26 protein-coding genes and 2 tRNA genes are annotated in these 26,539 nt (G+C 39.4%); 16 read left to right on the forward strand and 12 right to left on the reverse strand.

Features of this window, described 5'->3' with window-relative positions; translation table 11 throughout:
• Positions 1 to 97: 97 nt before the first annotated feature.
• Complete coding sequence (locus AAEY55_RS03455) at positions 98 to 544, forward strand: DUF4826 family protein (protein ID WP_011328373.1); 447 nt, start codon at positions 98 to 100, stop codon at positions 542 to 544.
• A 62-nt stretch (positions 545 to 606) separates the two neighbouring features.
• Here AAEY55_RS03455 and AAEY55_RS03460 read toward each other — a convergent pair whose 3' ends face one another.
• From AAEY55_RS03460 to mnmA, 5 genes are all read right to left on the reverse strand, one after another.
• Positions 607 to 1,074, reverse strand: a complete 468-nt coding sequence (locus AAEY55_RS03460) for a GNAT family N-acetyltransferase (RefSeq protein WP_011328372.1) — start codon at positions 1,072 to 1,074, stop codon at positions 607 to 609.
• Between the two features lie 9 nt (positions 1,075 to 1,083).
• Positions 1,084 to 2,229, reverse strand: a complete 1,146-nt coding sequence (locus AAEY55_RS03465; RefSeq protein ID WP_350545880.1) for a cupin domain-containing protein — start codon at positions 2,227 to 2,229, stop codon at positions 1,084 to 1,086.
• Between the two features lie 89 nt (positions 2,230 to 2,318).
• Positions 2,319 to 3,689 carry an adenylosuccinate lyase gene (gene purB / locus AAEY55_RS03470; RefSeq protein ID WP_011328370.1) on the reverse strand — a complete coding sequence of 457 codons (1,371 nt, stop codon included), beginning with the start codon at positions 3,687 to 3,689 and terminating at the stop codon, positions 2,319 to 2,321.
• A gap of 31 nt (positions 3,690 to 3,720) precedes the next feature.
• Complete coding sequence (gene hflD, locus AAEY55_RS03475) at positions 3,721 to 4,323, reverse strand: high frequency lysogenization protein HflD (RefSeq protein WP_011328369.1); 603 nt, start codon at positions 4,321 to 4,323, stop codon at positions 3,721 to 3,723.
• Positions 4,323 to 5,423, reverse strand: coding sequence for a tRNA 2-thiouridine(34) synthase MnmA (gene mnmA, locus AAEY55_RS03480; protein WP_011328368.1), 1,101 nt, complete (start codon positions 5,421 to 5,423; stop codon positions 4,323 to 4,325). The genes hflD and mnmA overlap by 1 nt, the downstream gene beginning before the upstream one ends.
• A gap of 336 nt (positions 5,424 to 5,759) precedes the next feature.
• Between mnmA and AAEY55_RS03485 the strand changes: the two genes are divergently transcribed.
• Positions 5,760 to 7,031 carry a sensor domain-containing diguanylate cyclase gene (locus AAEY55_RS03485; protein ID WP_350545876.1) on the forward strand — a complete coding sequence of 424 codons (1,272 nt, stop codon included), beginning with the start codon at positions 5,760 to 5,762 and terminating at the stop codon, positions 7,029 to 7,031.
• A gap of 190 nt (positions 7,032 to 7,221) precedes the next feature.
• On the opposite strand, the gene AAEY55_RS03490 is transcribed toward AAEY55_RS03485, so the two are convergent.
• From AAEY55_RS03490 to AAEY55_RS03520, 7 genes are read right to left on the reverse strand one after another with little or no spacing between them, the layout of a single operon-like run.
• The gene (locus AAEY55_RS03490; RefSeq protein WP_350545873.1) at positions 7,222 to 7,368 is read right to left on the reverse strand and encodes a hypothetical protein; all 147 of its coding nucleotides are present in this window, start codon (positions 7,366 to 7,368) and stop codon (positions 7,222 to 7,224) included.
• A complete protein-coding gene (locus AAEY55_RS03495; protein ID WP_350545871.1) occupies positions 7,340 to 8,020 on the reverse strand; it encodes a pseudouridine synthase in 681 nt (226 codons plus the stop codon). Before AAEY55_RS03495 ends, AAEY55_RS03490 begins: the two co-directional genes overlap by 29 nt.
• Entirely contained in the window at positions 8,020 to 8,349 is a 330-nt protein-coding gene (locus AAEY55_RS03500) for a TusE/DsrC/DsvC family sulfur relay protein (RefSeq protein ID WP_011328365.1), read from the reverse strand. Before AAEY55_RS03500 ends, AAEY55_RS03495 begins: the two co-directional genes overlap by 1 nt.
• A gap of 3 nt (positions 8,350 to 8,352) precedes the next feature.
• Entirely contained in the window at positions 8,353 to 8,619 is a 267-nt protein-coding gene (gene tusB / locus AAEY55_RS03505; protein WP_041454715.1) for a sulfurtransferase complex subunit TusB, read from the reverse strand.
• A 20-nt stretch (positions 8,620 to 8,639) separates the two neighbouring features.
• Positions 8,640 to 8,996, reverse strand: coding sequence for a sulfurtransferase complex subunit TusC (tusC, locus tag AAEY55_RS03510; RefSeq protein WP_041454449.1), 357 nt, complete (start codon positions 8,994 to 8,996; stop codon positions 8,640 to 8,642).
• Positions 8,993 to 9,346 carry a sulfurtransferase complex subunit TusD gene (tusD, locus tag AAEY55_RS03515; protein WP_011328362.1) on the reverse strand — a complete coding sequence of 118 codons (354 nt, stop codon included), beginning with the start codon at positions 9,344 to 9,346 and terminating at the stop codon, positions 8,993 to 8,995. Before tusD ends, tusC begins: the two co-directional genes overlap by 4 nt.
• A gap of 54 nt (positions 9,347 to 9,400) precedes the next feature.
• Entirely contained in the window at positions 9,401 to 10,066 is a 666-nt protein-coding gene (locus AAEY55_RS03520; RefSeq protein ID WP_041454448.1) for a Bax inhibitor-1/YccA family protein, read from the reverse strand.
• Between the two features lie 251 nt (positions 10,067 to 10,317).
• Here AAEY55_RS03520 and AAEY55_RS03525 point away from each other — a divergent pair.
• The 14 genes from AAEY55_RS03525 (at position 10,318) to AAEY55_RS03590 (ending at position 26,408) form a co-directional block, all read left to right on the forward strand.
• Positions 10,318 to 10,408, forward strand: a tRNA-Ser gene (locus AAEY55_RS03525).
• 101 nt (positions 10,409 to 10,509) lie between these two features.
• Positions 10,510 to 10,600: transfer RNA gene (locus AAEY55_RS03530), tRNA-Ser, on the forward strand.
• A gap of 166 nt (positions 10,601 to 10,766) precedes the next feature.
• Entirely contained in the window at positions 10,767 to 11,147 is a 381-nt protein-coding gene (locus tag AAEY55_RS03535; RefSeq protein ID WP_086998619.1) for a hypothetical protein, read from the forward strand.
• A gap of 128 nt (positions 11,148 to 11,275) precedes the next feature.
• Complete coding sequence (locus AAEY55_RS03540) at positions 11,276 to 11,734, forward strand: GAF domain-containing protein (RefSeq protein ID WP_011328359.1); 459 nt, start codon at positions 11,276 to 11,278, stop codon at positions 11,732 to 11,734.
• The gene (locus AAEY55_RS03545; protein WP_011328358.1) at positions 11,734 to 12,012 is read left to right on the forward strand and encodes a hypothetical protein; all 279 of its coding nucleotides are present in this window, start codon (positions 11,734 to 11,736) and stop codon (positions 12,010 to 12,012) included. The genes AAEY55_RS03540 and AAEY55_RS03545 overlap by 1 nt, the downstream gene beginning before the upstream one ends.
• A 15-nt stretch (positions 12,013 to 12,027) precedes the next feature.
• Positions 12,028 to 12,666 (forward strand): RNA chaperone ProQ, encoded by a 639-nt coding sequence (gene proQ, locus AAEY55_RS03550; protein ID WP_086998613.1) that lies wholly within the window; start codon positions 12,028 to 12,030, stop codon positions 12,664 to 12,666.
• Positions 12,667 to 12,692: 26 nt separating this feature from the next.
• Complete coding sequence (gene prc / locus AAEY55_RS03555) at positions 12,693 to 14,717, forward strand: carboxy terminal-processing peptidase (protein ID WP_011328356.1); 2,025 nt, start codon at positions 12,693 to 12,695, stop codon at positions 14,715 to 14,717.
• Positions 14,718 to 14,876: 159 nt separating this feature from the next.
• Positions 14,877 to 16,361, forward strand: a complete 1,485-nt coding sequence (gene nhaC, locus AAEY55_RS03560; protein ID WP_011328355.1) for a Na+/H+ antiporter NhaC — start codon at positions 14,877 to 14,879, stop codon at positions 16,359 to 16,361.
• Positions 16,362 to 16,409: 48 nt separating this feature from the next.
• Positions 16,410 to 19,004 (forward strand): aminopeptidase N, encoded by a 2,595-nt coding sequence (gene pepN / locus AAEY55_RS03565; RefSeq protein WP_350550081.1) that lies wholly within the window; start codon positions 16,410 to 16,412, stop codon positions 19,002 to 19,004.
• Positions 19,005 to 19,007: 3 nt separating this feature from the next.
• A complete protein-coding gene (locus tag AAEY55_RS03570; RefSeq protein ID WP_080516811.1) occupies positions 19,008 to 19,229 on the forward strand; it encodes a DUF2835 domain-containing protein in 222 nt (73 codons plus the stop codon).
• Between the two features lie 253 nt (positions 19,230 to 19,482).
• On the forward strand, positions 19,483 to 21,582 hold the full coding sequence (locus tag AAEY55_RS03575) for a DUF1302 domain-containing protein (protein WP_011328352.1): 2,100 nt from the start codon (positions 19,483 to 19,485) through the stop codon (positions 21,580 to 21,582).
• A 13-nt stretch (positions 21,583 to 21,595) separates the two neighbouring features.
• Entirely contained in the window at positions 21,596 to 22,960 is a 1,365-nt protein-coding gene (locus AAEY55_RS03580) for a DUF1329 domain-containing protein (RefSeq protein WP_011328351.1), read from the forward strand.
• A 131-nt stretch (positions 22,961 to 23,091) separates the two neighbouring features.
• Positions 23,092 to 24,087 (forward strand): YCF48-related protein, encoded by a 996-nt coding sequence (locus tag AAEY55_RS03585; RefSeq protein WP_192531491.1) that lies wholly within the window; start codon positions 23,092 to 23,094, stop codon positions 24,085 to 24,087.
• Complete coding sequence (locus AAEY55_RS03590) at positions 24,087 to 26,408, forward strand: RND family transporter (protein WP_192531492.1); 2,322 nt, start codon at positions 24,087 to 24,089, stop codon at positions 26,406 to 26,408. Before AAEY55_RS03585 ends, AAEY55_RS03590 begins: the two co-directional genes overlap by 1 nt.
• Positions 26,409 to 26,539 lie beyond the last annotated feature (131 nt).

Raw genomic sequence — 26,539 nt, forward strand, 5'->3', positions numbered from 1 at the left:
AAACAGCGGGTTTTAGGCTAAAAAATACTATTTTTGTACTTGCACCTTATTTGTTAAGCCCTTAAAGTGTTAAAAAAGAAGTAAAAGGTTATTAATAATGACACAACAAGAAAAAAAACCGTTAACAGCACAAGAACAAGCTCAAGTAGAGCAGCAAAATATATTATGGCAGCGTGAATGCTTTCAAAACGCACAAAAGCATTTAGCTGAAAAAGGCATTATGCCTAAAACGTTGATTGAAAAAGACAGTCGTTTTTTAGCCCCATTTTGTGCTCTATGGAAATTTAAGGCGCAAAACGGTAAAAACTATTGGGTAATTACCGGTCGTTTACCAACTGATCATGCTGAAGTGAGTGCTGCAAAAGATGCTCGCGATGCAATACGTTATTTTTCACTGCAATGGCAGTTAAAAGCTGATCAAATAATGCAAACAGGGGCGAGTGATAAAACCAAGGTTGATTTTGCCAATTTACTGATCAATCGTGCCCATGGTTTATACGAAATGCACGAAAATGAACAACTGTGGGCTAACGAGCCTAAATAAGTTTAATATGTTTGTATAACAAATTAAAAAAGCGAGCTACTTTGTTTATTGTAGCTCGCTTTTTAATGCGTTAACGTAAATGGACGAGTTTCAAAGCTGGTAACAGGGCATTGCATTCGTAGCTTTGCAATGCCAGCCTCCATGAATACATTGCCTTGTTGGCTAAAGCCATTTTGTTTAAATAATTCAACTTCTTCTAAAATGCAGTTAATACTCAGTACTTCAATATTTTGCTCTGCAGCAAGTGCAACAATAAAGTTAAGTAGGGATTTGTAAACATTGCGATTGCGGTGGGCGGGTAATACAGCTATACGGCCTATAAGGCCATCGCTACACAGCCTGCCTGTGGCTACAGGAGACTGTGTGTCGTTGGTAATACAGGTGACAAGAATATGTTGGGCAAGTGGGTCTAGGTTGTCAAATTCAATATGTTTAGGAATATGTAACTCATAAACAAATACACGCTCTCTTATTTGCTGCAGTAGCGCTTTTTGGCTGTGCCAATCGACCTGTTCTACCCGGTAGTCCATAATACACCTCTAATTGAACCAAATACCCTCATTAATTAGTGTAGTGAATATTTCAATAAAAACTAGGCTTGGGGCCGTGTTTTTTAGCTGTTGCGCATTAAAACCTGTAAAATCAGTAAGTAACTTAACAGCATTCAAGTCACTATTTGGTACAGAGTAGTTTTCTCCGTTAACACTTACTAATAATTCATCAGCTGTTTGCTGATATATAGCACGCGTTCCACCTAGGCGTTCAAAGCTTATGTCGTCACTGATTATTGCATCGGCTATTTGCGCCGCATTAAACGGTTGCTCAACAGGCATTAAGTCCATATCGTGCTTTGGTTGGCTTAAAGTTGTGCCAAGCCATTGTTTAAATAAGGTGTGGTCGTTTAGTAATGCCTGCATTAGCACTTTTACTTTATCAACCTCAGTATCGCTCAGCTCGCCCTTAGACTCTCTTAATGTAAGGTTGTGGTCGGTGTAACGCTTTTGTCCGCTTTCGGTATCAATAATATGATCGGCAAAGCTAGAGAGTAAATCTTGTTGATTTGGCGCTCTAAAACCCACCGAATAATTAAGGGCGTTTTCTACGGCATAACCTTCGTGCGGGCAACCTGGTGGAATATATAAAATATCGCCGGGTTCTAAAATACAATCAATAACCGCAGTAAACGCTTCTACTTGCAATAATGTTTTATTTTGGGTGAATTGTTTAAGGCTAGGATCTGGTAGGCCTACTCGCCAATGGCGTTTGCCTTCACCTTGAATAATAAATACATCGTATTGATCTAAATGCGGGCCAACACCACCGCCAGGCGTTGAATAGCTGATCATTAAATCATCTATGCGCCAGTTTGGGATAAATCGAAACGGCTCTAGCAGCTGTGCTGCATCGTTATGCCAATGATCAACCGCTTGTACTAATAAAGTAGAGTGTTGCTCTGTAAGCTGTTCAAAGTCTTCAAACGGCCCTTGGTGCGATTGCCATTCATTATTATGATTAGTAACAATACGCGACTCTATGCTGTCTTCCATTGCAAGGCCTGCAAGTTCATTCGCATCAAGCGGGTCCTGAAAATTACTAAAACCTTGTTTAATTAAGAGTGGTTTTTTTTGCCAGAACTGAGTTAAAAACTCTTGCTCTGATAAGTCATTTATTTTTAATTGATACATACAGTGGCCCTACAAATTAGTGCAAGTGGTATTAAAACAAAAAAAGCGAAAGGAGACCTTTCGCTTTTTCATTGATTTTAGTTTAGTTATTAAACTAAATCATCAATAAACTCAACAGCGCGGCCAATATAATTAGCAGGTGTTAGTTTTTTCATTTCTACTTTAGCGTGTTCAGGAAGGTCTAAACCATCGATGAAGTCTGCCATTATTTCTTGGTTTACACGTTTGCCACGGGTTAAGTCTTTAAGCTTTTCGTATGGCTTTTCGATACCGTACTTACGCATAACTGTTTGAATTGGCTCTGCTAGCAGTTCCCAGTTTTGATCAAGCTCTTCTAATAAACGTTGCTCGTTTACTTCAAGCTTACTTACACCTTTAAGTGTTGATTGGTATGCAATAAGTGCATAACCCATACCTACACCTAAGTTACGTAATACCGTTGAGTCGGTAAGATCACGTTGCCAGCGAGAAACAGGCAGCTTTTGTGCAAGGTGAGAAAAAATAGCATTTGCTAAACCTAAGTTACCTTCTGAGTTTTCAAAATCAATAGGGTTAACTTTATGTGGCATTGTTGATGAGCCAATTTCGCCAGCAATGGTTTTTTGCTTAAAGTGATTAAGGGCAATGTAACCCCACATGTCACGATCAAAATCGAGCAGTATTGTGTTAAAACGGGCAATAGCATCAAAAAGCTCAGCAATGTAGTCATGCGGTTCAATTTGTGTAGTAAACGGGTTTAGAGTTAAACCTAGGCTTGATACAAATTTGTCTGCATGTGTGTGCCAATCGTAATCTGGGTATGCACTAAGGTGAGCGTTGTAGTTACCTACAGCACCGTTAACTTTACCTAGCATTTCTACTTGTGCAATTTGGTCGCGTTGACGTTTTAAGCGCATGTAAACGTTAGCAAACTCTTTACCCATAGTAGACGGTGTAGCAGGTTGTCCGTGCGTACGTGTCATCATAGGGATTGTTTTGTACTCAATCGCTTTTTCTTTAATTGCGCTAAGTAACTGATCGCAATATGGTAGTAATACATTATTGCGTGCTTCAGTTAGCATTAAACCATGAGATAGGTTGTTAATGTCTTCAGAGGTACATGCAAAATGAATAAATTCGTTAATTGCATGTAGTTCTGCGTTATCGGCTACTTTTTCTTTTAGAAGGTATTCAACCGCTTTAACGTCGTGATTTGTTGTGCGTTCAATATCTTTAACGCGCTGTGCATCAGCTTCGCTGAAGTTATCAACAATGGCGTTTAGTAATGCATTAGCTTGTTCGCTAAATGCAGGGACTTCTTTAATATCGCTCGCTGCAGCTAACGCTTGCAACCAACGCACTTCAACGGTTACGCGGTATTTGATTAGGCCAAATTCGCTGAAAATACTGCGTAGTTCAGTGGTTTTGCTGCCGTAGCGACCATCCACTGGAGAGATAGCCGTTAACGCTGAAAGCTCCATAATAACTCCTAAATTTTAGTTTGAACGATAATTAAATTTTTGCTTTAGCAATGGCGATTATTTTTCTTTTTGCAAAGAAAAAGTGACGGCGTTTACCGCCCATTTGTCGCCATAAAACTGCACTTCTAATACCGGCTAATAATAATGCGCGGATTTTATTTTGAGTGAGCTGCTGCTTTAGTAACTCAGGTTTACCATAAACCTGTATACGGTGCCCAAGGGGGCTTAGCACCGTTGAGTATATATCCGCTAAACCGGCGACAACGCTCTCGTCGGTTATAGCAAAATGATCTAAACGTCGATGAATGTCATCAATACGTTTACCTAATTCGTTTAAGCTTTTGTCGTTTGCACTCAAGGCACGTTCTAGCTGCATTAAACCACCGACGTATTTTACAATTTCAACATCTTTTTGCGCGCCAGCACTTAGCTGTGCCAATAATGTTTTGTAGCCATCGCGTAGGTTATCTGTGCCTTGGTATACATCCTCTGGCGATGCCGGCGAGGTTTGAATAATACTCGAAAGTAGTATTTCTAAATCGTGTTCATTATTATTGCCGTACTGAGCAACTTTTTGAACTTGTTTAGCAACTTGGCACATGGCGGCAAGCGCCATGACTTGGTGTTGATTCATTATTTGATCACCGAATCAATAATACCACCACCTAAACACACATCTTCTGCATAAAATACGGCAGATTGACCTGGAGTAACGGCTTTTTGTGGCTCGTCGAATAATACGCGTGCCATGCCGTCTTCGCCTACAAGTAGCGTACAGCTTAAGTCTTCTTGGCGGTAACGGGTTTTAACTGTGCAGCGAGTAGTGCCTTTAGGGCCAATACGGTCAACCCAGTGCAATTGGTTAGCATTAAGGCCATTACTGTATAGGCGAGGGTGATCTTTACCTTGGCCAACAATAAGTACATTTCGCTCAAGGTCTTTATCTACTACATACCATGGCTCTCCTGAGCCTTCTTTCATACCACCAATTAGCAAGCCTTTGCGTTGACCTAGGGTGTGATACATTAATCCTTCGTGCTCGCCTACATTGTTACCATCAGTGTCTTCGATAACACCAGGTTGGGCAGGTAAAAACTTTTGTAAAAAGTCTTTAAATTTGCGCTCACCAATAAAACATATACCTGTGCTGTCTTTTTTATCGTGAGTAATTAGGTCTTGCTCTTCAGCTATGCGGCGTACTTCTGGCTTAGCAATATCGCCAACAGGGAATAATGTTTGGCCAATATGTTCGTGGCTAAGCGTGTATAAAAAGTAGCTTTGATCTTTATTATCATCTAACCCGCGGCACATAACGTATTTGTCATCGCGTAGTTCGCGGCGTACATAGTGACCGGTGGCAATAAAGTCGGCGCCTAATGCTTGGGCCGCAAATTCTAAAAAGGCTTTAAATTTAATTTCTTTATTGCACATTATATCTGGGTTAGGTGTACGACCTGCTTTGTATTCAGCTAAAAAGTACTCAAATACGTTATCCCAATACTCAGCGGCAAAGTTAACTGTATGCAGTTCAATACCGAGTTTATCGCAAACTGCTTGCGCGTCTTTTAAATCATCAGCTGCGGCGCAATATTCATCATTGTCGTCTTCTTCCCAGTTCTTCATAAACAGGCCTTCTACCTGATAGCCTTGTTGCTTTAACAAATATGCAGATACAGAAGAATCAACACCGCCGGACATACCTACGATGACTTTAATGTGACTATTTTCGCTCATGAATAATTTCGCTTATACAGATTACTGTTATTAATAACATCTTGGAAAGGCCGCGATTATAGCATGTATTTAAGCAGCGCTTAAAGAGGCTTAGCCGTAATGCAGCGCTTTTGTGATTATTTTTTATTTAGACTAAACTTATTTAGCAGTTAGAACGTAAGGTAAAACGAAAGTAAATTATATAAAAAAGTATGTTAAGTTTTAAGAGTATTATGGCTTATAGCTTTGAGTAGTAGCTTAGTGCTATATTTACATTGTTAGTTATTGTGTATTTGCCAAGGTTTAATATTACATAGTAATTACAATTATTATAAATATAGTCAAAGGAATGAATATATGAATTATGCGTCACATGTCGACAGGATTAAATCTTTTATTATCAGTGCATCAAACGACGTTGATTTTAAAGATTTGCTTGCCAGTACATCAACCGATTTAAAAAAATCGGCTTACTACCTTTTTAATCAAATAATTAAAGTTACACCACCTTATTCATATCAAGATCCACATCCTATATCTGAGCTATTTAGGCTTACAGAGCAATCGCTTAGTTTAAATAATCAAGCACAAAAAGCGATATTAACACGCTTAGAAAAATGGTGGCTTGAATGGCACTTTGTCGCCATTATGAATGCTAAACTAGCAAATGAGTACAGTGATACACAACAAAACTATATAACCAATAGTACCCATCATCCAATGCGAAAACATGAGTTGAGCCATTATGCAAAGTTATTTACTATTTTACCTATGCCTATATGTAATGTGTGTAGTGACACAGGTGATATTTTAAAAGTTAATCAGCGATTTATTGATGTTTTTGGTTACAGCATAGAAGATGTCCCCAATTTGGACATTTGGTGGGTAAATGCGTACCCAGATTTAAACTATAGGCAGTCAGCACAAACCTTGTGGGAGCATTCGATCGCTCAAGCCGAAAAAAAAAATAACGACATCCAAGCAAATGACTACCAAATAGTATGTAAAAATGGTGAGCAAGTAACAATGCAAATTTCAGGTATAAGCATTGGTAATGAGTTTATTGCTGTTTTTAACGACGCAACGGAGCGTATAAAAGCCCAAGATATTTTGCGTGATATGGCCTTTTTAGACTCGTTAACTAAAATAGCTAACAGGCGTCGTTTTGATGAAAAGTTAGCCGATGAATTTGAGCGAGTAAATAACCTTAGTGGTCAGCTATCTATTATTTTAATTGATATTGATAACTTTAAACAATTTAATGATCGTTACGGTCATTTAGCGGGTGATGAATGCTTATACGCTGTTGCACAGAAACTTGCCGATACAGTGAGTCGCCCAGAAGATTTTGTTGCCCGTTATGGGGGCGAAGAGTTTGTAGTATTACTACCCCAAACAGATAAACAAGGAGCGCTCTTTGTGGCTGAACAAATTCAAAAAGCGATTGAAAAATTAGCTATAATTCATGAAGACAGTTTTACTGGTTTGTTGTCGTTAAGTATGGGAATAAACACGATAGATGAGCATGTATGTAATGATTATGTAGATTTTATTAAAGCAGCCGATAGCGCCCTTTATTATGCAAAAGATCAAGGGCGGAATTGTATTGCGCTTAGTTCAGTATGTTAATTAATCGTCGTGTTAGGCTGTCGTTTATACACTTTAAAACAAGAGAACTGCGTAGATGCATTGTTTTAATTTTCTAAAAGCTATACTAACCGGCAGAGGTAATATCGGGCTCAAGCGGTATTGGGATTGTAATACAGTTGTCGGCTGTAAAAAAAGAAAAATTATAAGTCCCATTTGTAGCATGTAAGTTTTAAAAGCCTAAAAATTCTTCTGGGTACAGTGCTAAGCCAGTTTCCTCTAATAACTCTCTGCTTGCGGCTTGTGCCAGGATTTCGTTTTTTACAATTGCCACCACGGTTGCATACGGCTTATGCACGGTTACCTTCGCGTACTTCATACTCGCCGTTATTAATACCATCTAGGGTATATTTACCAATACTATAGCGAATTAAGCGCAAAGTAGGGTGGCCAATATGTGCTGTCATGCGTCTAACTTGGCGGTTACGCCCTTCACTTATTGTTATGCTGAGCCAAGTTGTAGGTATTAGTTTTCGCTCTCTTACTGGCGGGTTTCGCGCCCACAGCGTTGGTTCACTGATGATACTCACTTTAGCGGGTAATGTAAGGCCATCTTTTAATTCTACGCCTGTGCATAGTGCAGCAATTGACTCTGAGCTCGGCTCACCTTCTACCTGAACCCAATAAGTTTTACTGGTTTTTTTACCCGGTGCGGTTAGGGTGTTTTGTAATTTACCGCAATTGGTGAGCAGTAATAAACCTTCACTGTCTCTGTCGAGTCTGCCTGCAGCGTAAACTTCTTTTATAGGAATAAATTCAGCAAGGGTTTTTCTGTTGGCATCATCAGTAAATTGGCACAAAACGTCGAAAGGCTTATTAAATAAGACTATTTTTATATCTTGTGAAGCTATTGCTGGTTTTATTTCTCTTTTTGAAGCAACGCTTTTTAGCGTGCTGCGAGAATAGGTTCTGCCAGTATTACGTTTGGGTTTAGCTGTGTACTCTTGCTTATTAGCTGACTTATTATTCATTATATGCACCTGGCAGGTTTTGGTAAGCCGGCAATTTTAGTCGCTTGTTTTGCCGGGCCTTTAGGAAATAATTTATATAAATATAGGCTATTACCTTTATCTTCACCGAGTGCTTTAGCCATGGCTTTTACCAGCATTCTAATAGCGGGGCTGGTGTTGTATTCTAGGTAAAAGTTGCGAACAAAGTTAATAACTTCCCAATGCTGCTCAGTTAAACTAATGTTTTCTTGCTGTGCAATAATGGGCGCTAATTCTTTTGACCATAAAGTATGGTCAAGTAAATAACCTTGTTTGTCTGTTTCAAGCTGTTGGTTGTTAATTTCAAGCATAAGTTACCAGGTAATAGATTGATTGGTTGATAAGCTAAGGGTTACAAATTCGTCATAGCTAATTACTTTATCGTTATTATTTAGCTTTATAGCGCGAGCACTCGCATCAGGCGCTAAAATAAACAATGATTCGGCAAATTGTCGATACTGCTTTGCTGCATAACAGGCATCACCAACCAGAAGTACAATATCAGTTGCTTGAATTAGGTTTTCTAATCGATTGGCGCTGTAGTAGCTAAGTGGTTTAGAAAATATATGTAAGGTGCTCAAAGCATTAGTTTGTAGGTTACTCATAGGTTCACCACATGTTGCTGGGTTTTAATTAGCGCTTTTTGCTGATCAAAGTTTAGTGCTTGCACATCTAACAATAAATCATTTTTGTTTAAGCCATAATCGAGTAGTGACTTTTCGCAGACGTAAATATTTTCAACGTCATAAATTTCCAATGTTTTAATGTTTTTAAAAAAATCTTTTATACCAAGCATATTTGGTTGTTGTTGCTTTTTTAGTGCCAGTACAGCTGGGCCACTAAATAGCCAACTGATATTCTGATCGACAGCTGCAAATATGAGGGTCATGTCTAGGGCGTCGCGAATATGCAAGTCATCAAAAGGACTGCATTGGCTCATTACGAGTACGTTAATCATTTAAACTGTATCCATTTGTCGGCATCACTAGCAAGCATGGCAAATTCAGCAAGCCCAGCAACATTAAACACATTGGTGTGTTTAATGTCTAAACCACGTTTTTCAGCGGCGGTTACACATAACATTAAATTAATTTTTTGATCTGCTAATTGCTGCCACAACATCGGAATTTGTAGCTCATCAGTGGGAAGATCAAAGTGGTTTGAAGCATGATAAACCCCTTGCTGATATAAAAATATAGCGTCTATGGTGTGTCCTTGCGCTAAGCAAGCGTGCGCAAATTTAACTAAACGCTGCGTAGTATCGTGATCAGAGGGTGGAGTATGTAAAGACAAGACGAAACGCGACAAAATTATTCCAAAAAAAAGCCCCAATTAAGGGGCTATTTTAACAGAACTTTTTAATTAGTCATTATTTGCGCCAAGCAGAGCAAGTAATGAAGTAAATAAGTTATATACACTTAGGTAAAGTGACACAGTTGCGCGAATATAATTTGTTTCGCCACCGTTAATAATACGGCTGGTATCAAATAAAATTAAACCAGACATAATTAATACTACAGCAGCATTAAGTACCATAAACATCAGTGAACTACCGATGAAAATATTAACAATGCTTGCCACAATAACTACGATTAAACCAACCGTTAAAAAGCCACCCATAAATGAGAAGTCTTTTTTAGTGTTAAGTGCATAAGCCGATAAACCAAAAAATATCAGCGCGGTAGAGCCCAGCGCTTGCATAATTAGCATAGGGCCATTAGGCATTTCTGCATAGTGGTTAAGCATTGGGCCAAGGCCTGCGCCCATTAAGCCGGTAAAAGCAAATACCCAAAATACACCAGATGCAGTTTCTGCTTTTTTATTTACTACAAATAATAAGCCGAACGAGACAAGTGTGAACACTAATCCCATAAAGTATGGTAACTGTAGTGCCATTGAAATACCCGCTGTAACAGCGCTAAATGCGAGTGTCATAGCAAGTAATAGGTAGGTGTTTTTAAGCACCTTGTTTGTTTCAATGGTAGACATTACCGGTTTAGCGGTATTGTACGATTGATTAAACGCCATTGTAGAGCTCCTGTGGTTGAAACTGAGTAGTTCCGATAATTTAACTAAATTTAGATTAACAACTCTTATATGTTTGGGCAAACCTTTGTAGTTCAATAGAGTGAAATATTTAAATAAAAGTTCAATTACAATTAATGCAGGCCACTTTTGCTTTAACTTTAAACAAATTAGTTGTTTTTTAATCACTTAAACAATTAATTTAAAATAAAGCTTCACAAACCTCTGCGCTTTCCCTATTATTCAGGCCGTGCGGAGAGATGGCAGAGTGGTCGAATGCACCGGTCTTGAAAACCGGCATGGGTTTATAGCCCATCTAGGGTTCAAATCCCTATCTCTCCACCACTTATTTAATAAATAAATGGTGTTTTGGTTTTTAAAATCAATAATAAGCATTTATTTAAAATAGTTAAAAATACACTCTTATTTTTAACTATAGCAGTATCGGAGAGATGGCAGAGTGGTCGAATGCACCGGTCTTGAAAACCGGCATGGGTTTATAGCCCATCTAGGGTTCAAATCCCTATTTCTCCACCATATAACAAAACAGCCCGCTTAATTAGCGGGCTTTTTTGTGCCTCATATAAAATAATGCGTTTGTTTTGCAAGTTTAAATTACGACCATAGTCTCTATTTATAAGCGACTCCGCTTAGGGCATGCTTATATTATGAGGCTTATGTTTGTATATTTAAGGATTTTACGATGAAACATCAACTTGCAAAAAGTGTCGGGCTTTCATTACTCTCCCCAATTATTATTGGTGGTATGTTGGGTGTTTATTATGGCCTTGCTATGAGTGGCGACTTTTTATCTGTATTTTTTCAATTATTGATGACGGCAATAGCAAACGCACACATTGTAGGGTTAACAATGGCCGCATTTGTAGTGCCAGGTTACTTACTTATGTTTAAGTACGCTAAAGTAAATTATTCAGGGGTTTTAACGCTTGGTTTATTAGGCGGCGCTATTTTTAGTTACTTACTTAGTGCTACTACGGGCGAGATATTTTTAATAAATAGTGTGATGTCTGGGTTTGCTGCAGGGCTGTTTTTGTTTGGGCTGCGTAAAACCGCAAAAAAATAATCGTAGCATTATTAAGCAAGCATGCTGATAAAGCGTGCATTTTCCTTTTTTTTAGCCGCAAAAGGTTTCAATTTTTCACGACAAAGAGTACCTTTAGCTACTGTATGTTTAATAAGAAGTAGTTTGGTATGCAAAAGCACGATTTTTACCAGTCATTAGTTAAGCAAACGCAATCGCTGATAGGCGGTGAATCGAATGTAATTGCTAATATGGCAAATATAAGCGCGCTGTTATTTACTTCATTAGATGATGTAAATTGGGCGGGCTTTTATTTTATGGATTCACCTACCGAATTAGTGCTTGGTCCGTTTCAAGGTAACCCAGCTTGCATTCGAATTCCGGTAGGAAAGGGTGTATGTGGAACCGCCGCTGCAACCGGACAAACACAATTAATAGAAGATGTTCACGCTTTTGATGGGCATATAGCCTGTGATGCAGCGTCAAATTCTGAAGTAGTTGTACCTATTATGAAAGCTGGTAAAGTATTTGCTGTACTTGATATAGATAGCCCAAGTATTAGCCGATTTGATACTGACGATCAAGCGGGTCTTGAAGCATTAGTAAAATGCTTAGAGGCAAGCCTATAATGAAAGACTTGCTAAATGTTCAAGACTACCTTTTTGCCGTACAAGATGTGGGCGATTGGGAAGGCGATGAAGAACATGTAGCGGAAACGCTCAATGATTTGATTCATATTGCTTGGGATCGTCTACCAGACGAAGCCGAGTGTGAATTTATCGATGAAACAATTAATGGTATTTGGGAACACCTTCGTGGTGATATGGCTGTAATTGAGGCCGACTTCGAAGAATTGGTCGACTGGGTAATACACTATGTTGATTCGTCCCTTGATGAAAAGATGTGAAAAATAGGTTCTAAAATGGAAACCACAAACAAGCTAAAAGATATGAACGAAGTGTTGGAATTTTTATATCAAGAATTCCCGCAGTGTTTTAAACAAAAAGACGGTATCAAACCGCTTAAAGTCGGTATTTTTAAAGATATTGCTGAGCGTATTGAAGGGTCTGAAAAAGTAAGCAAGACTCAAGTGCGCCAAGCGCTTAGAAAATACACGTCTAACTGGCGTTATTTAGAAGCTGTGACTAAGTCAGAGTTTCGTATTGATCTTGATGGTAATCAAGCTGAAAAAGTTGAGCAAGAGCATATCGACCATGCACAAAAAGCATTGGAAGAAAGCCGCGCGAAAATGGCTAAACGCAAAAAGCAGCAACGTCCGCGTCCAGATGCAGATGCAAAATCTTTCAAAAAGAAACCTGCTCATGCCGCTAAAAATGCTACTTCAGCAGATAAAACAGCTAAAGCCGCACCGGTTAAGCGTTCAGGAAAAATTGAACCTTTACCAGCAAGTGAGGTCAAGGTTAATAATAAGGTTAAGGTTAAACTTGGCCAAGCACTTGTTAATGCAATAATCACTGAAGTGAACAAAGACGACGTTCATGTTGAATTAGTGACTGGTATGCAAGTTAAAACCAAAGCTGACAGCTTATACATTATTTAAGCTGAAAATAAATTAAGGAGTTGTGTATGAGTAAAAAGTTTACGCTCATTCCGTTAGTTGCTGCCCTGTTTTCAGGTTCATTATTTGCTGCCGTTGAAGCCGTTACGTTAAAAGACTTACCGTTGCTCAAGCAAGAAAGTCAACATGCTACAGCCAGCAAACGAGTGGTTAACTTATTTACTCGTTCACACTATACACCGGTTCGATTTAACGATGAGCTTTCAAGTAAAGTGTACGATCGTTATATCGAATCCCTTGATTTTAATAAAAGTGTATTCTTAGCCAGCGATATTGCGTCATTTGAGCAATATCGTAATGGCTTTGATAACGCATTGGTAACCGGCAAGTTGGGCTTTACGTTTGATATTTTTAACCTAAGCCTTAAACGTCGCTTTGAGCGTTATGATTACTCGCTTTCATTACTTGAAAATGAGATGACGTTTGATAAACAAGATGAATACTTTTTTGATCGAGAAGATGCTGATTGGGTAACCACCCAAGACGAACTTGATGAAATATGGCGTGAGCGCGTTAAATATGACGCACTACGCTTAAAAATGACCGGTAAAGATTGGGAAGGTATAAAGGATGTACTTGTAAAGCGCTATAAAAATGCACAAAAGCGTTTAGTACAATCAAAATCTGAAGATGCCTTTCAAATAGTAATGAATTCGCTTGCACGCAGTATAGAGGCGCATACCTCTTATTTATCGCCGCGCCGTGCAGAGCAATTTAAAATGGATATGGACCTAGAGCTTGAAGGCATAGGTGCAGTATTAAGCCCAGACGAAGACTATACCGTTATTCGCAGTTTAGTACCGGGTGGTCCTGCCGATAAATCACAACAAATTAAAGCCGATGACCGCATTATTGGCGTTGCCCAAGACGGTAAAGAGTTTGTTGATGTGATAGGTTGGCGCTTAGATGACGTGGTTGATTTAATTAAAGGCCCTAAAGGTACAAAAGTACGTTTACAGTATCTAAAAGGCGCTGATGCGCACGGTACGCCTAAAATAGTTGAAATAACCCGAGATAAAATACGCCTAGAAGACAGAGCAGCCAAATCTGAAGTGTTTGAAGCACAGTATTCCGATTTAACGAGTAAAATAGGCGTTATTGAAATACCTGGCTTTTATAATAACTTGTCGCAAGATGTAAAAGTTGAACTAGCTAAACTAAAAGAAGCTAAAGTAGACGGTGTTATTATAGATTTACGTCAAAATGGTGGTGGTTCTTTATACGAGGCAACACAGCTTTCTGGATTGTTTTTCGACCAAGGTCCTGTGGTACAAATTCACACTCTTAATAATCGTATTGAAGAGCAGAAAGACCGCGATGGTATTACGTACTACGATGGCCCGTTAACTGTTCTAGTAGACAGATACAGTGCATCTGCTTCTGAAATTTTTGCAGCAGCGATACAAGATTATGGTCGCGGTATTGTGATTGGCGAGCAAACCTTTGGTAAAGGCACTGTACAACAGCACAAAGGCTTAGGGCGAGCGTACGACCTGTACGACAACGAGCTTGGCAGTGTGCAGTATACAATTGCTAAGTTTTACCGCATAAATGGTGGTAGCACACAACACAAAGGCGTTATTCCTGATATTTCGTTTCCATCTGCAATTGATCCCGCAGAGTGGGGAGAAAGCAAACAAGATAATGCACTGCCGTGGGATAGCATAGTACGCGCTAGATACCAAGAAATGGGTGACTTAAAACCGATTATTACGTATTTAGATAAGCAACATGCGCAGCGTATTCAGTCAGAGCCAGAGTTTAATTATGTATTTGAAGACATTACTCGCTACAACGAAGAGAAAGACCGCAAAACTATTTCGTTAGTAGAAGCTCAGCGTATTAAAGAAAAAGATGAAAATGAAGCACGCGCTTTAGTGCGTACTAATGAGCGTTTAGCGCGTTTAGGTGAAAAACCAATCGAAAACCTAGATGATGTGCCGGAAGTAATTGAAAAGCTGGATCCATTTTTAGAGGAAGCAGCCCTGATCACTCAAGACTATATTAAATACGGGCGTATAGCCAAAAAGTAATAATTGGTTTACCTCTATAAAAAAAGGCGCAATTGCGCCTTTTTTGCTACCCATAATTTACAAGATTGTTATAATCGCTGATTACACAAAGTTGAGCTAGATCAATGTTGCTCGATTAATGCGCTGTATGTGCTAAGAAGAATAATTAACATGCATTAGATGTGTGTAGGAGTCTTTATCTTGAAGTCATTAGAAGAAAAACCAATAAAACCCGCCTCGTTTTTTGATGCACTCATTCCAATCTCAGTTCTCATTTGTTTACTTGGTGCGGCTGTTTATCTATTTGGTGATAATTCCTCTTCTGGGCCAAATCAAATAGCTTTGTTATTTGCTACTTTTGCAGCAGCATTAATAGGTCTAAAAAATGGCTACAATTGGAAAAAACTAGAAGATGCGATGATTGAAGGGATCACCTTATCGCTAGGCGCTATCTTAATTTTACTTATGGTAGGTGCGTTAATAGGCACTTGGTTGCTTTCGGGCACAGTACCTACGCTAATTTACTATGGCTTACAGGTTATTAATCCGAGTTGGTTTTATGCAGCTAGTTGTTTAATTTGTGGCATTGTAGCAATGAGCATTGGTAGTTCGTGGACCACAGCGGCTACAATAGGTGTGGCTTTATTAGGCGTTGCTACAGGCTTAGGATTAGAGCAAACAGTAACGGCTGGTGCGGTTATATCGGGCGCGTATTTTGGCGATAAGCTTAGTCCACTATCAGAGACTACTAATTTAGCGCCTGCGGTTGTGGGGGCAGATTTATTTGAACATATTCAGCATATGCTATGGACTACAGTACCGAGCTTTGTAATTGCCTTAATAATCTTTATATTTATGGGGTTTAACGCGACTGCATCGAGTGAAGCAGGGCGTATTGATGAAATTACTGCTATTTTGCAGCAAAACTTTAATATTGGTTTAGAAATGCTAGTGCCTTTAATTGTACTTTTGGTACTTGCGATACGCAAAATGCCAGCGTTTCCTGCTATATCGATAGGCGCGGTACTTGGCGCTGTGTGGGCTGTGTTGTTTCAATCTGATTTAATTGCCAGCCAAATAGACATAAGCCAAGGCCAGCTAATAGGCTACTTTAAATTAATTTGGACCACTTTTTTTGATGGTTTTAGTATTAGTACCCAAGACGACAATATGGATGCGCTCCTCAGTGGTGGTGGTATGTCAGGTATGCTTACAACAACCTGGCTAATTATGACGGCACTGATGTTTGGCGCTATTATGGAAAAAACGGGACTGTTAGATGTGTTTGTTAAGAGTATTCTTAAAATCGCAAAAAGCACAGGGTCGTTAATCACTGCAACTATAGCGACTTGTATTGGTACAAACGTCATTGCGGCGGATCAATATATTGCTATTGTGGTACCGGGGCGGATGTTTAAAGAAGAATACGCAAACCGTGGTTTAAAGCCGGTTAATTTATCGCGTACCTTAGAAGATGGCGGCACAATTACTAGCCCGCTGATCCCATGGAATACCTGTGGTGCATATATGCAAAGCGTGTTACTGATCAATCCATTTGACTATGCACTGTATGCTTTCTTTAATTTAATTAACCCTGTATTGGCAATTATTTACGCTTATTTAGGTATTAAAATATTACGTATTAAACCTAAACAGACAGCTTAATTTAAACAGCCTCTTTTAAACATAAAAGAGGCTTTTTTTGGAGTATTTATGACTGCCACACAAAAACCGCAAACACAATATTTAAAAGACTACCAAGCGCCAAACTTTTTAATTAACCACACCGAGCTTAACTTTGATTTACAGCCGTTAACAACAAGAGTCACTGCGCTACTTACATTGAGCCGCGTGGGCGCTAAAACGGCACCTTTAGTACTCGATGGCATTGATTTACGCTTAGTGTCGCTTTCAATAGATACTCATGATATTAGCGATTATAAAATAGTGGGTGAGCAACTCATTATTAATAACCTACCAGATCACTGCCAACTTAGTATAGTGACCGAAATTTCTCCGCAAACAAATACTTCTCTAGAAGGACTTTATTTATCGGGTGGGGCTTATTGTACTCAGTGTGAAGCGCAGGGTTTTAGAAAAATAACTTACTATATGGACCGTCCAGATGTTTTATCAACATTCGATGTAACCATAATAGCAGACAAAAAATACCCGCAGTTACTCTCTAATGGCAACATGGTAGATAGCGGTGAAACGCAAGACGGTCGTCATTTTGCTAAGTGGCAAGATCCGTTTAAGAAGCCAAGTTACTTATTTGCGTTAGTGGCGGGTGACTTTGATGTATTAAATGACAGCTATACTACAAAAAGTGGTAAGAATGTCGATTTAGCCTTATTTGTAGATAAAGGTAACTTGTCAAAAACACCGCATGCAATGAGCTCACTTAAAAAAGCGATGCAGTGGGATGAAACACGCTTTAATTTAGAGTATGACCTTGATATTTATATGATTGTTGCCGTTGATTTTTTCAACATGGGAGCGATGGAAAATAAAGGGCTTAATATTTTTAATAGTAAGTGCGTTTTGGCAAATCAAGAAACCGCTACCGATAAAGACTATCACACCATTGAATCTATTGTTGGGCATGAATACTTTCATAACTGGACCGGCAACCGCGTAACCTGTAGAGATTGGTTTCAGTTATCGTTAAAAGAAGGTTTAACAGTATTTAGAGATCAAGAATTTAGCAGTGATTTGGGCTCGCGAGCGCTAAACCGTATTGATGCCGTTAAAGTAATGCGTACTCACCAGTTTAGTGAAGATGCAGGGCCTATGGCGCATCCTATTCGTCCAGAAAAAGTAATTGAAATGAATAACTTTTACACTGTGACTGTATACGACAAAGGTGCTGAAGTTATACGTATGATGCACACCTTGCTTGGTGAAACTAACTTTCAAAAGGGCATGACACTTTACTTTGAACGCTACGATGGCCAAGCGGTTACCTGTGACGATTTTGTAAGTGCTATGAGTGATGCATCTAATATTAACTTAGAGCAATTTAAACGTTGGTATAGCCAATCGGGTACTCCTCGTTTAAATGTACAACAAAGTTACCATAGCGAGACGCAAACGTTTAGCCTTACCATTGAGCAGGCTGCGCCAATTAATCAGCCACAAAACGATACTTTGCATATTCCTTTTGCAATTGAGTTGTTAGATAGCAAGGGGGAAAGTGTACCGTTACAATATAAAGGTCAGAGCGTTGATCATGTGCTTGATGTAACTAAAGCAACGCAAACATTTAATTTTGATCAGCTAGCAGAGCAACCTGTTGCCGTTTTATTGGAAGACTTTTCAGCCCCGTGTATATTAAAGCAGCACAGTAACGATCAAGACCTATTGCACATAATGCGCTTTGCGCGTAGCGATTTTTCGCGTTGGGATGCACAGCAACAGCTATTTATTAATGCGGTTAAGCGTGGTATTGCAAGCAAAAAACCTGAACCATTAAGTAATGAAATAATAGCAGCATTACAGGTATTAATAGCCAGTAGAGCAGGTGACTTGGCATTACTTGCTGAACTGTTAAAACTCCCTAGCTTTGATACCTTAGCAGCTGAGTTTGAGACGATCCCAGTTGATGCCATTCTTACTATTACACAGCAGTTTGAACAGCAAATAGCTGATACCCTTGAACAAGAATTTATTAATTGTTACCAAGCACTTCAAGACGATGGCAGTGTTAATGCGGCTGCTGTGGCAATACGTTCATTAAAACAACAATGTTTGTATTACCTAGCAAAAACAGACAGTTTATCAGCGGCTGAATTTATAAAAGAAGCTGCAAGCTCAACTAATATGACCAATGTGCTCGGTGCGCTCAGTGGTGCTATAAAAGCGTCGCATACATTAAGTGACACCTTGCTTGCACATTTTGATAGCCAATGGCGACACGACGTATTAGTAATGGACAAATGGTTTGCACTGCAAGCCATGCAGTCGGGTGATGATGCAATTGACAATATTAAAGCACTGTATGAACATCCTTGTTTTGACTTTTCAAACCCTAACCGAGTGCGTGCTTTAATTGGCAGTTTTAGTCACTTTAATACCGCGCAATTTCATCGCCTAGATGGTCAAGGTTATGCTTTGCTTGGTGATTTACTCATTAAGCTCAATACTATTAATCCGCAAAATGCATCACGCATGTTAACGCCTTTTATGTCTTGGAAACGTTACGATAAAGTACGTTCTGCAGCAATGAAAACACAACTGCAGCGTTTAGCTGATTTAGATACGCTGAGCGACGATTTATTTGAGAAGGTTGAAAAAGCCTTAAATTAAATCATGATTGAATATTATTTTAGATTAAATTTGAGCTACAACGAATGCATGGATTACTACCATGGACGTTATAGCTCAGTACAAGTTGTAGATGACAGCGGTAAAAGCATTCGATTTGCCGCAAACTACCTGCGCCCCTACATTTCTAGTTTAGGGGTGCGAGGTAGGTTTAGATTGATACTTACCCCCGAAAATAAGTTTATCCGCCTCGAACGAGTAGCCTAAGCGCTTGTATTTATGTTATAGATATACATAAATATTGCCTTTTTGTTAATTTCGATTTGTCCTATTGTTAATTTGCGTGTATAAATTACTGGTATGACGTCTTACCATTGCGTAAACGTCAGTGAATAAAAAAAGATTATGACTGATTGAAGGCGACTGTTTGTAATTTGTTTAATTCGCTTCTATCGTTACGATTACACTAAAAACAATAACTTGATCACACAAAATGACCCGCGACAGGGGGGAAACCAAAATGATAAGAAGATCGCTTTTTGTTAAAAATAAAATCGCTATAGGTTTAGCAGCCGCAAGCTTAGGGTTATCTGCAATGACTGCACAAGCGGCAGTTTTTGAAGCCGGAGGTTTTGATATAACTTTCGACTCCACTTTTTCTTATGGGCAAAGTATTCGTGTAGAAGACCGAGACTTTGGCTTAATAGGTAAAAGTAACAACCCTTCATTCGATTGGACGGGTTATAACCCAGCCTTAAACAATACCGTTTACTCATCGCAAGATGTGTGGGCGCAACCAGGATCATATTCAAACAATGGTGATGCAGGCGATTTAAACTTTGATAGTGGTGATTCGTTTTCAAAACTATTAAAGGGCACCCATGATCTATCTATCAGTAAAGATAATTATGGTTTGTTTACTCGATTTATGTATTTTTATGACTTTGAGTTAATGGATGGCGATCGTGCTTATGTAAACCCTACCTCAGGCCAAGGCGTCGATCCATGTGATGACAAAGATACAAAAGCACAAAGCTGTGCTGACATCCGTTTATTAGATGCGTATGTATGGGCAAGCTTTGATTTAAATGAAGGCAAAAACCCGCTATCAATTCGCGTTGGTCAACAAGTAATAAATTGGGGTGAAAGTACATTAATATCGCATGGTATTAACGTTAACCCAGTTGACATAGACCGTTTAAAAGCGCCTGGTGCAGAGCTTAAAGAAGCCTTTATACCTGTTGGTATGTTATGGGCGTCGTTAGGTATTACTGATAACGTAACCTTAGAGGGTTTTTATCAATACCAATGGCAAGAAACACGCTTACCAGCAACGGGAACGTATTTTTCTACCAATGACTTTGCCTCTGAAAATGGTTATCAGCAAAATGTGCAGTTAGGTTTTACTTCAAATCCTGATATTGATTTAGCATTTTTAACCGACAGTTTAAATAATTTAACCTCTGACTTTGCCCTAGCAGCCTCACTCAAAGGCGTTGATCCTTCAAGTGCTCAAGGCAAAGCGCTACTGGCCGAAATGTATTTAGCCTATCCAACTAAGGTAGCACTAAAAGGTAAAGGCGATGAAGGTAAAGTAGAGCCGGATGACGGCGGCCAATACGGTTTACGTTTAGGCGTGTTTTTACCTGAATTTAATGACACGGAAGTGGCATTTTATCATGTGAATTATCATAGCCGTCGCCCGTTAGTATCTGGTCGAGTGTCTAATTTTACTCAAGCTTCACTTGCCCAAGATTTAGCAATGATTACAACGACTGAAATCACTGAAGATAATATTCATAATTTAAGAGCTTTCTCTTTAGCAAAAAATGAATACCCAGAAGACATTAAACTCTATGGTTTGAGCTTCAACACATCTTTAGGTGAAACTGCGTTTGCTGGTGAGTTTACTTTTCGCGAAGATGAACCACTACAAATTGATGACGTAGAGCTACTTTACGCTGCAATGCCAGAGCAATTAGCAGTGGCAGGTTTACGCCCTGAATTTGCAGGTATTTCACAAATGAGCCAAGGCAATGCTGTCAGTGTTGTTGGCCCAGGCGAGCTAGCAAAAGGTTATATAGAGCGTAATACCAGTCAATTACAATTTACCGCGACGCATTTATTTGGCCCATCTTTGGGTGCAGATAGCTGGGCTGTGGTAGGTGAGGTTGGTGGCGTGCGTATTCATAGTATGCCGGAGTACGATGAAATGCGTTTAAACGTTTCTGGTACTGGGCGTAGTGGCATTATGACCGGCCCAGGCAGTTCTGATTATTCTGCGCTACATATGGCGTTATCAAATGGAGCAGAGCAAAAACAATTTGCTACGGCTACATCGTGGGGTTATCGCTTAATTGCTAAAGGTGATTATTATAACCTGTATAACGGTATTAACTTTTCGCCACGTTTTGTATTTTCTCATGACGTAAATGGTAGCACGCCAGATCCTATGTTTTTGTTTATAGAGGATCGTAAATCGTTAGGTGCAACCATGAACTTTAACTATCAAAATGCGTGGTCATTAGATGTTAGCTACAACTCATTTTGGGGTGGCGGCGACATTAATACCTTCTCTGATCGCGATTACATTTCATTTAACTTAAAATATTCTATTTAGGGGTAATATTATTATGATTAAAAAACCTACCCTCATTGCTACTGCATTTTGTAGCTTGTTTGCAAGTCACGCTGCTTTAGCTAAAATTAGCAGCGAAGAAGTTGCGCGCTTAGGTGCAGACTTAACGCCACTAGGCGCTCAAAAAGCAGGCAATGCAGATGGTTCTATTCCTGCGTGGAATGGTGGTATTACCGCAGCACCGGCAGGTTATAAAGCAGGTATGCATCACTTAGACCCGTTTAATACGGATAAAGTGTTGTTTACTATTGATAAAAGTAATATTGAAAAATATAAAGCGAACTTAAGCCCTGGCCAAATTGCGTTATTTGAAGCGTATCCTGATACCTTTAAAATGCCAGTATATGCAACTCGTCGCTCTGCTTCGTTCCCGCAATTTGTATATGATGCAACTAAGCAATTTGCACCCACTGCAGAGCTAATAGAAGGCGGTAATGGGATTAAAAGTACAGCAATTGGTATTCCATTTCCTATTCCTAAAACTGGTTTAGAGGCAATTTGGAATCACTTGCTACGTTACCGTGGTCAGTCTATTGAGCGCTTTGGCGGCCAAGCAGCACCTACCGCTTCGGGTTCGTATAACTATGTTGGTTTTGATGAGCAACTACTAGTTAAATACTCAGATCCAAGTGCTACACCTGCGCAACTGCAAGACTCAAATATTTTGTTTAAGTTTAAACAAAAAGTAACCGAGCCTGCACGCCTAGCGGGTACTGCGTTATTAGTGCATGAAACCATGGACCAAATATTAACGCCACGCCAAGCATGGACCTACAACAGTGGTCAACGTCGTGTTCGTCGTGCACCTAACGTTGCTTATGATGCACCAGGTACAGCAGCTGACAGCTTACGTACTACTGATGACTTTGACATGTTTAACGGGTCACCAAACCGTTACACCTGGACATTAAAAGGTAAGCAAGAGCTTTATATTCCATACAATAGTTATAAGCTCCATAGCGATAAACTAAGCTATGACGAAATATTAATGCCAGGACATATTAACCCTGAGCATACACGCTACGAAAAGCACCGTGTGTGGGTGGTTGAAGCTAACTTAAAAGATGATACGCGCCATATTTATAAAAAACGTGTGTTTTATATTGATGAAGATAGCTGGCAAGTACAGGTTACCGATATTTACGATAACCGTGACCAACTTTACCGTGTAGCTATGGCTTATGGCCTTAACTACTATGAAGTACCAACGCAGTGGAGTACGTTAGAGGTTTATCACGATTTAAACTCTCGTCGTTACTTAGCAATTGGTTTAGATAATCAGCACAAAATGTATGATTTTTCTCAGTCGTTTAACGACAATGAGTTTACATCAAGCGCATTACGTCGCGAAGGTAGATAGTTAATAGTAGGCACCTAACCGATTGGTTAGGTGCCTTTTTTCCTTTCTCATCGCGTTTGTCTTTTTGACGCGCAGGGCTTTTCCTCACCTAAATAGACAAACAATTCCCCAGTTCAAGGCGATTTAAATTTATGAAGTATTTGGTATATGCCAGCCTGATCCTCAGCGGTGCGAGTGTTGCACAAGAAACTCCTCAATTTGCTATTAGTGCAATAAACGCCGATAAAACGTTATTGACTGATATTACCCAAACTAAAGCGGGTTTAGTGGCTGTTGGTAAGCATGGCACTGTAATTACAAGTATTAATGGTATTGATTGGCAACAAGCAGAATCGGTGCCAACTCAAGTATTGTTAACTGCGGTTGATTTTACTAATGAAAACAATGGCTGGGCCTGTGGGCACGATGCAACAATAATAAATACTACAAATGGTGGTAAAACGTGGCATTTACAACAAGCTAAGCCAGAGATAGATAAACCGTGTTTAGATATTTTATTTAAAGATGAGCTACATGGTTATGCTGTGGGGGCTTATGGCATGTTTTATCAAACCAGCGACGGTGGTAAGCACTGGCAAAAACGTTTTTTAGACTCGCTATTATTTAGTGACGATAGAGAATATTTGAGTGATTTAAAAGAACACGACCCAGAAGGTTATGAAGCAGAAACAGCCTCAATTTTGCCGCACTTTAACCGCATTGAGCAAACTCCAGACGGTTTAATGTTAGTGGGTGAAATGGGCTTAATGGCAAAAAGTACCGATGCAGGCTTAACATGGCAGCGAGTTGACGAAATTTACCCAGGATCATTTTTTGCATTTAGCGCCAATGCGCAGCAAGAGGTAGTGGCAGGATTACGAGGCAATGTTTTTACTCGCCAGCGAGGTGATCAAAATTGGCAGCACCTTGATAATAAAAAAACAGCAACGATTAACAACATCATAAATTATAACAATGAACAATGGCTAATGTTGGCCAATAGCGGCGTGATTTTTCATTTGCAAAACGCTGAGCTTACACATGAGCAGTTGGCCGACGGTAAAGCAATTCTAGATGGTGTGATTTTAAATAATAAACTAATCATGGCAACAGAAGATGGCATTAAAGTGAAGGAGTTGACCCCTTAATGCATAAGATTTTAGACTTTATAGAAAATGCGATATTTAAACATCGCTTAATTATGCTTATAAGCTTTGTGCTTATAACCTGTTTATTGGCATTTAAAGCGACACAAATTCAACTTGATGCCTCGTTTAATAAAAACATTCCGTTAAACCACGATTATATGAAGGTATACACCAAACACGAAAAGCAGTTTGGTGGCGCTAACAGTATTTTAATTTCGGTGTGTGACGACAGCGGCGATATTTTTAATCCTGAATTTTTTACCCAATTAAAAGCGGTACACGACCAGCTATATTTTATCCCAGGGGTTAATCGACCTTTAGTAAATTCAATATTTTCACCCAGCGCTCGATTTGTTGAAGTAGTTGAAGATGGTTTTGCCGGCGGGCCAATAATTCCTGCTAATTTTAAAGCCGATAAACAGGGTTTAGGGGTCGTTAAAGAAAATATCGAAAAAGCGAAAGTAGTTGGGCGCATGATTGCCAGTGACTATTCGTGTGCGATGGTGACAGCGCAATTAATGGAAACCGATCCGCAAACCCAAGAAAAGCTCGATACCTTAGCATTTGCGCAAAAACTCGAAACACAACTACGTGAACCGCTAAGCACCGACAAGGTGAGTATTCATATAATTGGTTTTGCTAAAATGGCCGGTGATATAGCCGAAGGTGCAAAAGGTGTGGTGGTATTTTTTGCCATCGCGATTGCCTTTACTTTTATTATGGTTTGGCTATTTTGTGGCAGTTTAAAGCTGACTATTTTACCTATAATGTGTTCGATCATTGCTGTAATTTGGCAATTAGGGCTACTGTCGAGTTTAGGCTTTGGCTTAGATCCTATGTCTATTTTGGTACCTTTTTTAGTATTTGCAATTGGTGTGAGCCATGGTGTGCAGATGATTAACGCGATAGGTAAAAAAGTAGGCGAGGGTAAAAGTACGCGAGAATGTTGTCAGTCAAGCTTTAGAGCATTATTTATCCCAGGCGGCATTGCGTTGTTATCGGATACGGTTGGCTTTTTAACTCTGCTAACCATTGACATTGGTATTATTAGAGAGCTTGCTATAACTGCTAGTTTAGGTGTTGCGGTAATTATATTTACTAACCTAATTTTACTCCCTGTATGGGCGTCGTATATGCACTTTGAAAATAGTGTACATATTCAATCGGGTGATGCTAAAAAACCAAATATGCTTGATGCAATTAGAGATTTATTGGTTAAAGCCACCGATCCTAAAATTGCTAAAATGATAATTGCTTTTACTTTAGTGTTATTTGCACTTGGTTATTGGCAAGCTGATAAAATGCGTATTGGGGACTTACATGCTGGCGCACCATCATTGCACCAAGATGCACGCTATAACCAAGACACATTTTTAATCTCGGACAAATACACCATTTCGTCTGATATCTTAAAGGTAATTGTAGAAGCGTATCCTGCAGCATGTACTGAGCATGATGTGATGCAGCGTATTAGCCGCTTTCAGTACAAAGTAGAGAATGTGGCCGGTGTGCAATCAGCGGTAAGCTTAAGCTCGGTAGCGCAGTCGGTAAATGCCGGTTATAACGAAGGTAACCTTAAATGGCAAAGCCTGCCACGTAACTCTGCAAGCTTAGTACAATCTACCTCGCGGGTAGAAACCAGCACGGGGTTACTCAACGGCGATTGCTCAGTGATGCCAGTGATTATCTTTTTAGATGATCATAAAGCGCAAACAATTGATCTTGTAATTGAAAGTGTTAAACGCTTTGCACAAGAAGAGGGTACAGATAAAGTTGCGTTTAAACTCGCATCAGGCCCAGTAGGTGTAATGGCAGCCACAAACGAGTCAGTGTCAGCGGCGCAAATTCCGATGATGCTGTATGTTTACGGCGCTGTAATTGTTTTGTGTTTACTAAGCTTTAGAAGCGTAAAAGCAACCATTGCAGTAGTGTTACCTCTGTATGTGGTATCTACTCTTGCACAAGCACTAATGGTACAGCTGGAAATTGGCTTAACCGTATCTACACTGCCAGTTATTGCATTAGGTGTGGGTATAGGCGTTGATTATGGTATTTATATATTGTCGTCGATGATGGGGCAGTTAAAACAAAATGTACCGCTGAGTGTTGCTTATCGAAATGCGTTAATTGAGCGCGGTAGTGCAGTATTATTTACCGGTATTACACTTGCTATTGGCGTGAGTACTTGGATTTTCTCTGATTTGAAATTTCAAGTTGATATGGGAATTTTGCTTACCTTCATGTTTTTAGTAAATATGCTGGGTGCAGTGCTGCTTTTACCAGCAATTGGTAGCTTACTCTGGACTGACCAGAAAAAATAAAGTGAATAAGTTTGCTCCTAAATGGCCTGTAAAGGCCATTTATATCTATAATTTGTGAATAGATGACCAAATAGCTGAAAAGCTAAAAATGTTTTCATCGTAAAAGGCTGTTTATTAGTTGTAAACGAGTT

The organism is Pseudoalteromonas sp. 120-MNA-CIBAN-0494 (assembly GCF_040308885.1).
GTDB classification, from domain to species: Bacteria; Pseudomonadota; Gammaproteobacteria; order Enterobacterales; family Alteromonadaceae; genus Pseudoalteromonas; species Pseudoalteromonas nigrifaciens.

Coding starts and splice junctions, on each gene's coding strand:
- AAEY55_RS03455 (WP_011328373.1), top strand. CDS start 98: ATGACACAACAAGAAAAAAAACCGTTAACAGCACAAGAACAAGCTCAA.
- AAEY55_RS03460 (WP_011328372.1), bottom strand. CDS start 1,074: ATGGACTACCGGGTAGAACAGGTCGATTGGCACAGCCAAAAAGCGCTA.
- AAEY55_RS03465 (WP_350545880.1), bottom strand. CDS start 2,229: ATGTATCAATTAAAAATAAATGACTTATCAGAGCAAGAGTTTTTAACT.
- purB (WP_011328370.1), bottom strand. CDS start 3,689: ATGGAGCTTTCAGCGTTAACGGCTATCTCTCCAGTGGATGGTCGCTAC.
- hflD (WP_011328369.1), bottom strand. CDS start 4,323: ATGAATCAACACCAAGTCATGGCGCTTGCCGCCATGTGCCAAGTTGCT.
- mnmA (WP_011328368.1), bottom strand. CDS start 5,423: ATGAGCGAAAATAGTCACATTAAAGTCATCGTAGGTATGTCCGGCGGT.
- AAEY55_RS03485 (WP_350545876.1), top strand. CDS start 5,760: ATGAATTATGCGTCACATGTCGACAGGATTAAATCTTTTATTATCAGT.
- AAEY55_RS03490 (WP_350545873.1), bottom strand. CDS start 7,368: ATGAAGTACGCGAAGGTAACCGTGCATAAGCCGTATGCAACCGTGGTG.
- AAEY55_RS03495 (WP_350545871.1), bottom strand. CDS start 8,020: ATGAATAATAAGTCAGCTAATAAGCAAGAGTACACAGCTAAACCCAAA.
- AAEY55_RS03500 (WP_011328365.1), bottom strand. CDS start 8,349: ATGCTTGAAATTAACAACCAACAGCTTGAAACAGACAAACAAGGTTAT.
- tusC (WP_041454449.1), bottom strand. CDS start 8,996: ATGATTAACGTACTCGTAATGAGCCAATGCAGTCCTTTTGATGACTTG.
- AAEY55_RS03520 (WP_041454448.1), bottom strand. CDS start 10,066: ATGGCGTTTAATCAATCGTACAATACCGCTAAACCGGTAATGTCTACC.
- AAEY55_RS03535 (WP_086998619.1), top strand. CDS start 10,767: ATGAAACATCAACTTGCAAAAAGTGTCGGGCTTTCATTACTCTCCCCA.
- AAEY55_RS03540 (WP_011328359.1), top strand. CDS start 11,276: ATGCAAAAGCACGATTTTTACCAGTCATTAGTTAAGCAAACGCAATCG.
- AAEY55_RS03545 (WP_011328358.1), top strand. CDS start 11,734: ATGAAAGACTTGCTAAATGTTCAAGACTACCTTTTTGCCGTACAAGAT.
- proQ (WP_086998613.1), top strand. CDS start 12,028: ATGGAAACCACAAACAAGCTAAAAGATATGAACGAAGTGTTGGAATTT.
- prc (WP_011328356.1), top strand. CDS start 12,693: ATGAGTAAAAAGTTTACGCTCATTCCGTTAGTTGCTGCCCTGTTTTCA.
- nhaC (WP_011328355.1), top strand. CDS start 14,877: ATGTGTGTAGGAGTCTTTATCTTGAAGTCATTAGAAGAAAAACCAATA.
- pepN (WP_350550081.1), top strand. CDS start 16,410: ATGACTGCCACACAAAAACCGCAAACACAATATTTAAAAGACTACCAA.
- AAEY55_RS03570 (WP_080516811.1), top strand. CDS start 19,008: ATGATTGAATATTATTTTAGATTAAATTTGAGCTACAACGAATGCATG.
- AAEY55_RS03575 (WP_011328352.1), top strand. CDS start 19,483: ATGATAAGAAGATCGCTTTTTGTTAAAAATAAAATCGCTATAGGTTTA.
- AAEY55_RS03580 (WP_011328351.1), top strand. CDS start 21,596: ATGATTAAAAAACCTACCCTCATTGCTACTGCATTTTGTAGCTTGTTT.
- AAEY55_RS03585 (WP_192531491.1), top strand. CDS start 23,092: ATGAAGTATTTGGTATATGCCAGCCTGATCCTCAGCGGTGCGAGTGTT.
- AAEY55_RS03590 (WP_192531492.1), top strand. CDS start 24,087: ATGCATAAGATTTTAGACTTTATAGAAAATGCGATATTTAAACATCGC.